General features: G+C 76.6%; 2 protein-coding genes. Both read left to right on the plus strand.

All coding sequences use genetic code 11. From position 1 onward, the window contains the following. Window positions 1–6: 6 nt before the first annotated feature. Window positions 7–5046, plus strand: coding sequence for a type I polyketide synthase (locus ACRAS8_RS34795; protein ID WP_438490682.1), 5040 nt, complete (start codon window positions 7–9; stop codon window positions 5044–5046). A 47-nt stretch (window positions 5047–5093) separates the two neighbouring features. After that, window positions 5094–9947 (plus strand): type I polyketide synthase, encoded by a 4854-nt coding sequence (locus tag ACRAS8_RS34800; protein WP_438490021.1) that lies wholly within the window; start codon window positions 5094–5096, stop codon window positions 9945–9947. The last annotated feature ends 10 nt before the right edge of the window (window positions 9948–9957 follow it).

A 9957-nucleotide genomic window follows, 5' to 3' on the forward strand; every position in this document is an offset into this window, starting at 1 on the left:
CGCGAACTGCTCGGCTACCTGCGCAAGGTCAGCACCGAACTGCACGAGACCCGGGAACGCCTGCGCACGGCCGAGGAAGCCGCGGCGGAACCGATCGCCCTCACCGCCATGAGCTGCCGCTTCCCCGGCGGGGTGGACACCCCCGAGCAACTGTGGGACGTCCTGAGCCAGGGCCGTGACGTGATCGGCGACTTCCCCGCGGACCGCGGCTGGGACCTGGCGGCCGTCTACGACCCCGACCCGGAACGGCCCGACACCTGCTACGTACGCAACGGCGGCTTCCTGGCCGACGCCCCCGGGTTCGACGCGGAGTTCTTCGGCCTGTCCCCGCGCGAGGCGCTGGCCATGGACCCGCAGCAGCGGCTGCTCCTGGAGACCTCCTGGGACCTGTTCGAAGCACTGGGCACCGACCCGGCGGCCCTGCGCGGCAGTCGCACCGGCGTGTTCGTCGGCGCCGGCGCACAGGACTACCTGACCACGGCGGCACGGTCCGCGGCGGAGACCCGCGGCCACCTCGCCACCGGCAACGCGATGTCGGTGGCCGCCGGCCGGATCGCCTACACCTTCGGCCTGGAGGGGCCCTCCCTCACGGTCGACACCGCGTGCTCCTCGTCGCTGGTGGCCCTGCATCTCGCCTGCCGCGCACTGCGGGCCGGGGAGTGCGATCTGGCCCTGGCCGGCGGCGCCACGGTGATCGCCAGTCCGCTGATGTTCATCGAGTTCTCCCGGCAGCGCGGCCTCGCCCCGGACGGGCGCTGCAAGCCCTTCGCGGCGGCCGCCGACGGCACCGGCTGGGCCGAGGGCGCCGGACTCCTCGCCCTGGAGCGGCTGTCGGACGCCCGCCGCAACGGCCACCGGGTGCTCGCCGTGGTGCGCGGCTCCGCCGTCAACTCCGACGGCGCGTCCAACGGGCTGACCGCGCCCAACGGCCCCGCCCAGCAACGGGTGATCCGGCAGGCGCTCGCCGCCGCCGGGCTCTCCCCGGCCCAGGTCGACGCGGTCGAGGCGCACGGCACCGGCACCCGGCTCGGCGACCCCGTCGAGGCCCAGGCACTGCTGGCCACCTACGGCCGGGAACGAGCCGGCCACGACCCGCTGTGGCTCGGCTCGCTGAAGTCCAACCTCGGCCACACCCAGGCCGCGGCCGGTGCCGCCGGCCTCATCAAGATGGTGCTGGCGCTGCGCAACGGCGTACTGCCGCGAACCCTGCACGTGGACCGGCCGAGCCCGCACGTCGACTGGAGCAGCGGCGGCGTACGGCTGCTGACCGAGGAGCGCGCGTGGCCCGCCGGGGACCGCACCCGCCGGGCCGGCGTCTCCTCCTTCGGCATCAGCGGCACCAACGCCCACGTCATCCTGGAGGAGGCGCCCCCCGAGCAGACGCCTGCGACGCCCGCGACGCCCGCACCCGCGCCGGCCACCCCGGTCGCCTGGGTGGTGTCGGCCCGCACCCGCGAGGGGCTGGCGGACCGCTGCGCCGCCATCGCCCGGACCGCCGGACCGGCGGCGGGCATCGGCATCGCCCTCGCCGGCCGCGCCGCCCGCTTCGCGCACCGCGCCGTCGTCATCGGCGACGAAACCGGCCCGATGGCCGAGGCGCTGCTGACCGCGCCACCGTCCGCCGAGACCGACCAGCGCCCCGAAGTCGTCCTGCACCTGCCCGCACCCGACCCCGACCCCGGCACACCCGCACGGGTCCGCGCCTGGGCCGCCGCCCTCCCCGCGTACGCCGCCGCGCTGGAGCAGGCGCGCACCGAGATGGCGGCAGCCACCGGCCAGGACCCGCTGGCCGCCCCGCAAGAGCCAGAGCAAGACCAAGAGCAAGAGGACGACGAGGGCGGGCGGCTGACGGCCCTGACCGGCCTGCTCGCGGCCGCGCGCATGTGGCAGACGCACGGCGTGGAACCGGTGTGGTGCACCGGGGACGGCGACGGCGCGCGCATCGCCGCCCACCTCAACGGCGCCCTGACGCTGGCACAGGCGGCGGGCCGGGAGCCGCTGCCGGCCGCCGCACCGCCCGCCGCCGCGGCACCCCGGATCACCGTGCCGGCGGGCCCCGGACCGGACGCCCCGGGCGACCGCCGGGCACTGCTCTCGGCCCTGGCGGACCTGTGGCTGCGCGGCGTACCGGTGAACTGGGCGCGCACCTACGACGGCATGGCCGCCACCCCCGTGCCGCTGCCCGGCTACCCGTTCCGGCACACCCGCTTCTGGCCCGACGGGGAGACCGCCGCCGACGTGACGGCGGCCGGCCTGGAGGACGCCGCACACCCGCTCCTCGGCGCGCTGATCGGCAGCGTGGACGGCGACGCGCTGTCCGCCTCCGGGCGGCTGTCGCTGTCCGCGCAGCCCTGGCTCGCCCAACACGTCGTCGACGGCCGCGTCTTCGTCCCCGGTACCGCCCTCGTGGAACTGGCCCTCCACCTGGCCCGCGCCGCCGGCTGCGACCAGGTGGAACAACTCGCCCTGGAGACCCCGCTGGTCCTGGAGACCGGCGAGGCACGCCTCCTGCGCGTCGAGGCCGCCGCCCCGGACGCCCGCGGCGCCCGCGGCGTCACGGTGCACTCGCGCGCCACGGCGGACACCGACTGGACCCGCCACGCCGCCGGCACCCTGGCCCCCGGCCGGCCGGAACCGGCCGCGACCCTCCCCTGGCCGCCGCCCGCCGCCGAACCCCTGGACACCGCCGGGCTCTACGCACGGCTGTCCGCGGCCGGGCTCGACTACGGACCGCTCTTCCGCGGCCTGACCCGGGCCTGGGCCACCGACGACGAGCTGTACGCGGAGGTGGCGCTGCCCGAGGAGGCCCACGCCGCCGCCCGCCGGTTCGGCCTGCACCCGGCACTGTTCGACAGCGCCCTGCACACCCTGGCGCTGCGCGGCGGCGCGGACGCCACCCCCGTACTGCCGTTCCTGTGGGAGGGCGTCGGCCTGCACACGGGCGGCGCCACCCGGCTACGGGTCCGGATCCGTGGCGGCGCGGGGGAACCCGCCGCGATCGACCTCGCCGACGGCGAGGGCCTGCCGGTGGCCACCGTCGGCGCCTTGACCGTCCGGCCACTGGCCGACGCCGGGACCGTCGCCGAACGCGAGGTGCGCGACAGCCTGTTCCGGCTGGACTGGGCCCCCTGCGGCGAACGGACCGAGCCCGCCGGACAGCGGTGGGCCGTGGTCGGCGACCCCGGACACTCCGCCGACCTGTGGAGCGGGGTCACCGTCACCACCACCGGCGACACCCTGCCCGAGGTTCTCGCCGAACGGAGCCAGGCACCGGACACCGTCGTCCTGTGGTGGCCCACTGACCACAGCGAGGACCCGGCGCAAGCGGCGCACCAGGCCCTCGGCCGGGCCCTGGAAGCACTCCAACTCTGGCTGAACGCCGACCACTTGACTGCCAGCCGCCTGGTCTTCCTGACCCGGGGAGCGGTGAGCACCGGCGACGGCGCCCCGGTCGACCCCGTGCAGGCCGCGGTGTGGGGTCTGGTGCGCTCCGCACAGTCCGAGCACCCGGACCGCTTCGTGCTGGTCGACCTGGACGACCGGCCGCTGTCCACCCTGGCCGTCCCGGCCGCGCTGGCGGACGGCGAGGCCCAGTACGCCATCCGCGACGGCCGCCCGCACGTCGCCCGCCTGGTACGGGCCGAGCCGCCCGCCCCGCGCGAGCCCGGGGAGGACGACGCGCTCCCCGTCCGCGGCCCGGCCGCCACCGGCTGGGACCCGGAGGGCACCGTCCTGATCACCGGAGGCACCGGTGGACTGGGCAAGCTGATCGCCCGCCACCTCGCCACCGCCCACGGCATCCGGCACCTGCTGCTCGTCAGCCGGAAGGGTCCGGCCGCCGAGGGCGCGGCGGAACTCTGTGCCGAACTCGGCCCCGGCGTAAGGGCGGTGGCCTGCGACCTGACCGTCCCCGGCGCCGTGGCGGAGCTGCTGGCCCTCGTGGACCCCGAGCACCCGCTCACCGCCGTCGTGCACGCCGCGGGCGTACTCGACGACGCGGTGATACAGGCGCTCCGGCCCGGCGCCGTCTCCGACGTGCTGCGCCCCAAGGCCGACGCCGCCTTGGCACTGCACCGCGCCACCGCCGGCCTGGACCTGGCCGGCTTCGTGATGTTCTCCTCCGCCGCGGGCGTCCTGGGCGCACCGGGCCAGGGCAACTATGCCGCCGCCAACGCCTTCCTCGACGGCCTGGCCCAGCACCGCAGGGCCGCCGGCCTGCCCGCCGTCTCGCTGGCCTGGGGCCTGTGGCAGCAGACCAGCGGCCTGACCGCCTCGGTCACCGGCACCGACCTGCGCCGGATGGGGCGGATCGGCCTCGGCCAACTCCCCACCCGGCTCGGCCTGGACCTGTTCGACGCCGCCACCGGGGGCGACGGCGACGCCGTCCTGCTCCCGGCCCGCCTCGACGTACGGGTGCTGCGCTCGCGCGCCGACGCGCCCGAACTGCCGCCCCTGCTACACCGGTTGGCGGGTCGTACCGCCGCGACACCGGACCGGCGGGACACCGCGCTGCGCGACGAGCTGACCGCCCTGTCCCCGGCCGACCGGGAGAGCAGGCTGCTGACCCTGGTGCGGCAGCAGGCCGCCGAGGTCCTCGGCCACCCCTCGGCCGCCGCGGTCCAGGCCGACCAGGTCTTCACCGACCTGGGCTTCGACTCGCTGACCGCGGTCGAACTCCGCAGCCGGCTCACCGCCGTCACCGGCCTCACCCTGCCCGCCGGCCTGGTCTTCGACTTCCCCTCGCCCACCGCCCTCGCCCGGCACCTCGCCACACGCCTGACGCCCGAGCGGACCGCCTCCCCGGTCGAGGCCGGCCTCGACCGGCTCGCGCGGCTGGTGGCCGAACAGGACCCGCAGGGCGAGGAGCGACGGCGCGTCACCGAGCGGCTGCGCGCCCTGCTGTGGCGGTGGACCGACGGCCTGGACGACGCACCGGCCCCGGCCACCGGCGCGCCCGGGGCCGACGACCCGGGCGACGACCCGGGCGACGCATCGGCCGACGAGGACATCTTCGCCCTGGTGGACCGGGAGTTGGGCCTGGACTGATCCCCTCACCGCCCCGCACCGCCCGTACCGCCAGAGGAGACCCCGCCGTGCCCGAACCCGCCACCGACGCCCGCTTCGACGAACAGAAGTACCGCGACTACCTCAAGCGCGTCACCCACGATCTGCGCCGCACCCGGCAGCGGCTGCAGGAGGAACGCGACCGCGCCACCGAGCCCGTCGCCATCATCGGCATGGGCTGCCACTTCCCCGGCGACGTCCGCACGCCCGAGGACCTGTGGGAGCTGGTGGTATCCGGCACCGACGCGATCGGCCCGCTGCCCGACGACCGCGGCTGGCCGCTCGCGGACCTCTACGACCCGGACCCCGACCGCCCCGGCAAGAGCTACGTCACCGAGAGCGGCTTCCTCAAGGACGCCGCCGCGTTCGACGCCGGGTTCTTCGGGATCTCCCCGCGCGAGGCGCTGGCCATGGACCCGCAGCAGCGGCTGCTGCTGGAGACCAGTTGGGAGGCGCTGGAGCGGGCCCGCATCGCCCCCGCCTCGCTGCGCGGCACCGACACCGGGGTGTTCGTCGGGCTGTCGGCGCACAACTACGGCGCGGGCGGGTCCGTACCGACCGAGGTGGAGGGCCACCTGGTCACCGGCAGCGCGCCCAGCATCGCCTCGGGCCGCGTCGCCTACACCCTCGGTCTGGAGGGGCCGGCGATGACGGTGGACACCGCCTGCTCCTCGGCGCTGGTCGCCCTCCACCTGGCCTGCGAGGCGCTGCGCCGTGGCGAGTGCGGGCTCGCGGTGACCGGCGGCGTCGCGGTGATCGCCACCCCGACGGTGTTCAGCGAGTACAGCCGGCAGCGCGCGCTGGCCCCCGACGGCCGCTGCAAGTCCTTCTCGGCCGACGCGGACGGCACCAGCTGGTCCGAGGGCTGCGGCATGCTGGTCCTGGAGAAGCTGTCGGACGCCCGGCGCAACGGCCGCCAGGTGCTGGCGGTGATCCGCGGCACGGCCCTCAACCAGGACGGCGCCTCCAACGGCCTCACCGCCCCCAACGGCCCCTCCCAGCGCCGGGTCATCGAGGCCGCGCTGGCCGCCGCCCGGGTCACCCCCGACCAGGTCGACATGGTCGAGGCCCACGGCACCGCGACCCCCCTGGGCGACCCGATCGAGGCCCAGACCCTGCTGGAGGTCTACGGCCAGGACCGCGACCCCGCCCGCCCGCTGCGGCTCGGCTCGCTGAAGTCCAACATCGGCCACACCCAGGCCGCCGCCGGCGCCGCCGGCATCATCAAGACCGTCATGGCCCTCCAGCACGGCGTCATGCCCAAGACGCTGCACGTCAGCGCGCCGACGCCGGAGGTGGACTGGTCGGCCGGGCACGTCGAACTGCTCACCGAGGCGCTGCCCTGGCCGGAGGTGGACCGCGCGCGCCGGGCCGCGGTCTCCGCGTTCGGCATGAGCGGCACCAACGCCCACGTCGTCCTGGAGCACGACGCTCGCGTCCAGTCGGCCGACGCGGCCCCAACGGAGGCTCCCGCAGCGTGCCTTGACGGACCGTCCCCCGTCGTCCTCTCGGCCAAGTCCCCCGCCGCCCTGCGGGACCAGGCCGCCCGCCTCCACGACCACCTGCTGGCCCACCCCGACCTCCCGCTCGGCGACCTCGCCTGGTCGCTGGCCACCACCCGCTCGCCGTTCCACCACCGCTCGGCGGTGCTGGCCGCCGACCGCGCGACCCTGCTGGCCGGCCTGGAGGCGCTGACCGGCGACCGCAGCCTGCCGCGCGGCGTGGCCCGCGGCACCGCCACCGACGGCCGGGTGGCGCTGATGTTCCCCGGCCAGGGCGCGCAGTGGGTCGGCATGGCCCGCGACCTGTACGCCGCTGTCCCGGTCTTCGCCGACGCGCTGCGCGAGTGCGCCGCCGCCCTGGACCCGCTCGTCGACTGGTCGCTCCTCGACGCCGTCACCGGCGAGGACGAGCAGCTCCTCGAACGGGTCGACGTCGTCCAGCCCGCCCTGTTCGCGGTGATGGTCTCCCTGGCCCGGGTCTGGCAGTCCTTCGGCGTGCCGGTGCACGGGGTCGTCGGGCACTCGCAGGGCGAGGTCGCCGCCGCCTGCGTCACCGGCGCGCTGTCCCTGAAGGACGCCGCCCGGGTCGTGGTGGCCCGCTCCCGGCTGCTGGCCGGGCTGCCCGGCGGCGGCCGGGCGCTGTCCGTCGGCCTGTCGGCACCGCGGGTCGCCGAGGCCGTCGCCCCCTGGGCGGACGCCCTGTCCGTCGCGGCGGTCAACGGCCCCGACTCGGTGGTCGTCTCCGGGGAGCGGGACGCGCTGCGGGCCTTCGCCAAGCAGTGCCTGGCCGACGGCGTGTGGGCCTGGTGGATCGATGTCGACTACGCCTCGCACTCGCCCGAGGTCGAGTCGGTCCGCGCCGACCTCCTCGCGGCCCTGGCGGACGTCCAACCCCACGACACCGACGTGCCGTTGTACTCCACCGTGACCGGCGCCCGGACCGCGGGCCGGGAACTCGACGCCGCGTACTGGTACCGCAACCTGCGCGAGACCGTGCGCTTCCAGCAGGCGATCGAGGCCATGGTCGCCGACGGGTTCGGCTTCTTCGTCGAGGCCAGCACCCACCCGCTGCTGGCCGTGGGCGTGCAGCAGACCCTGGAGGCCGGCGACCACGAGGGCGTCGTGATCGGCTCGCTGCGTCGCGACTCCGGCGGCGCCGACCGCCTGCTGCTGTCCCTCCTGGAGGGCCACGTCCGGGGCCTGCCCGCGGACCTCACCCGCGTCCTGCCCCGCGGCGCACAGGTCACCCTGCCCACCCACGCCTTCCAGCGCGAGCACTACTGGCTCGTGCCGTCCGCCGCCCGGACGTCCGACGCCGACGCCCGGTTCTGGGAGGCCGTGGAACGCCAGGACCTGGACCGGCTCGCCGCCGACCTCGGCACCGCGGACGGCCTGCCGCAGGTGGTGCCCGCGCTCGCCCGCTGGCGGCGCGAGCGGCAGCTCCACTCCGACCTGGACGGCCTGCGCTACCGGATCACCTGGCGCACCGCCGACCTCCCCCAGGCCGCCGCCGCGCGGATACCGGGCCGCTGGCTGCTGGCCGGAGACGCGTCCCTCCTGCCCGCCGCGAACCTCTTCGACCAGGCCGCCGAGCCCCTCCGCCTGCCCGCCGACCCCGGCGACCGCGCCGCACTCGGCGGCCAACTGGCAGCCCTGGAGGGCCCGTTCGACGGGGTGCTGTACGCCGGACACGACGCCGGAGCGCTGCTGACCCTGGCCCAGGCACTCGGCGACACCGGGATCGAGGCCCCCCTGTGGTGCCTCACCCGCGGCGCGGTGGCCGTGTCCGCCGCCGACCCGGCCCCCGACCCCGCCGGTGCGGCCCTCTGGGGCCTGGGGCGGGTGATCAGCCTGGAGCGGCCCGGGGCGTGGGGCGGCCTGGTGGATCTGCCCGCCGGTGACCCCGGCGCCGGCACCGACGCCGCGCTCACCGCCCTCCTGGGCACACCCGGCCCCGAGGACCAACTGGCCGTACGGCCCGACGGCCTGTACGTCCGCCGCCTCGACACCGCCACCACGCCTCCCGCGGCCGGGAGTTGGCGGCCCTCCGGCACCGTACTGATCACCGGCGGCACCGGGGCGATCGGCGGCCACCTGGCCCGCTGGCTGGCCCGGCACGGCAACTGCTCGCTGGTGTTGCTGTCCCGGCGCGGCCCCGAGGCGCCCGGAGCCGAGGAACTGGCGGCCGAACTGCGCGCCGGGGGCACCCCGGTGCGGATACTGGCGGCCGACGTCGCCGACCGGGACGAGATGGCCCGGGTGCTGGACGCGCTCGCCGCCGAGGGCGAACCGGTCCGCTCGGTCTTCCACGCCGCCGGCATCGCCCAGAACACCGCCCTGACGGACATCACCGCGCAGGAGTTCCGGGCCGTCACCGCCGCCAAGACCGCCGGCGCCGAGATCCTCGACGAGCTGCTCCACGACGCCGACCTCGACGCCTTCGTGGTGTTCTCCTCCATCTCCGCGATCTGGGGCAGCGCCCGCAGCGGCGCCTACGCCGCGGGCAACGCCTACCTCGACGCCCTCGTCGAGCGGCGCCGCGCCCGAGGCGCCGCCGGCACCTCGATCGCCTGGGGCATCTGGGCCGACGCGGGCATGGTCGACGCGCAGACGGCCGGGGCCCTGCGCCGCATCGGACTGGGCGCCATCCCCCCGGAGCGCGCCGTCGCCGCCCTCCAGCTGACCCTGGACGCCGGGACGGACACGGTGACCGTCGCCGACGTCGACTGGGAGCCCTTCGCCGCCGGTTACACCGCCGGCCGCCCCCGGCCGCTGATCGAGGACCTGGCGCCGGTCCGGGCGCTGCGCGAGGCGGCGCGGGCCGCCGACCCGACCGCCGCGGAGGACTTCCGCACCCGGCTCCGCGCCCTCGCCCCCGACGACCGCAAGGGCGCGCTGCTGGACCTGGTGCGCACCGAGGCCGCCGCCGAACTCGGTCTGCCCGACGCCCGACGGCTGGAGACCGACCGCTCCTTCCGCGACCTGGGCTTCGACTCCCTGGCCTCGGTCGGCCTGCGCAAGCGCCTGGACGCCAGGACGGGCCTGACCACACCCGTGACGCTGGCGTTCGACCACCCCTCACCCGCCGCGACCGCCGCGTTCCTCCTCGAAGAGCTGCGGGCCGCCGACGGCCCGGCCGAGGCGGACGGCGCCGATGCCGCGATCGACCGGCTGGAGAGCGCGCTGGAGGGACTGGACGCCGACTCGGTCGCCCGCTCCCGCATCACCATGCGCCTCACCAGCATCCTGACCCGCTGGAAGCAGACCGGACAGCCCGCCGCACCGGAACCGGGGACGGAGTCCGAGGACACCGCGGACATGGACACCGCCTCCGACGACGAACTCCTCGACGCCCTCGGCCGCGAGTTCGGCATCTCCTGACCCGGTCCGC

This window comes from Streptomyces sp. S186 (assembly GCF_051603415.1).
Lineage (GTDB): Bacteria > Actinomycetota > Actinomycetes > Streptomycetales > Streptomycetaceae > Streptomyces.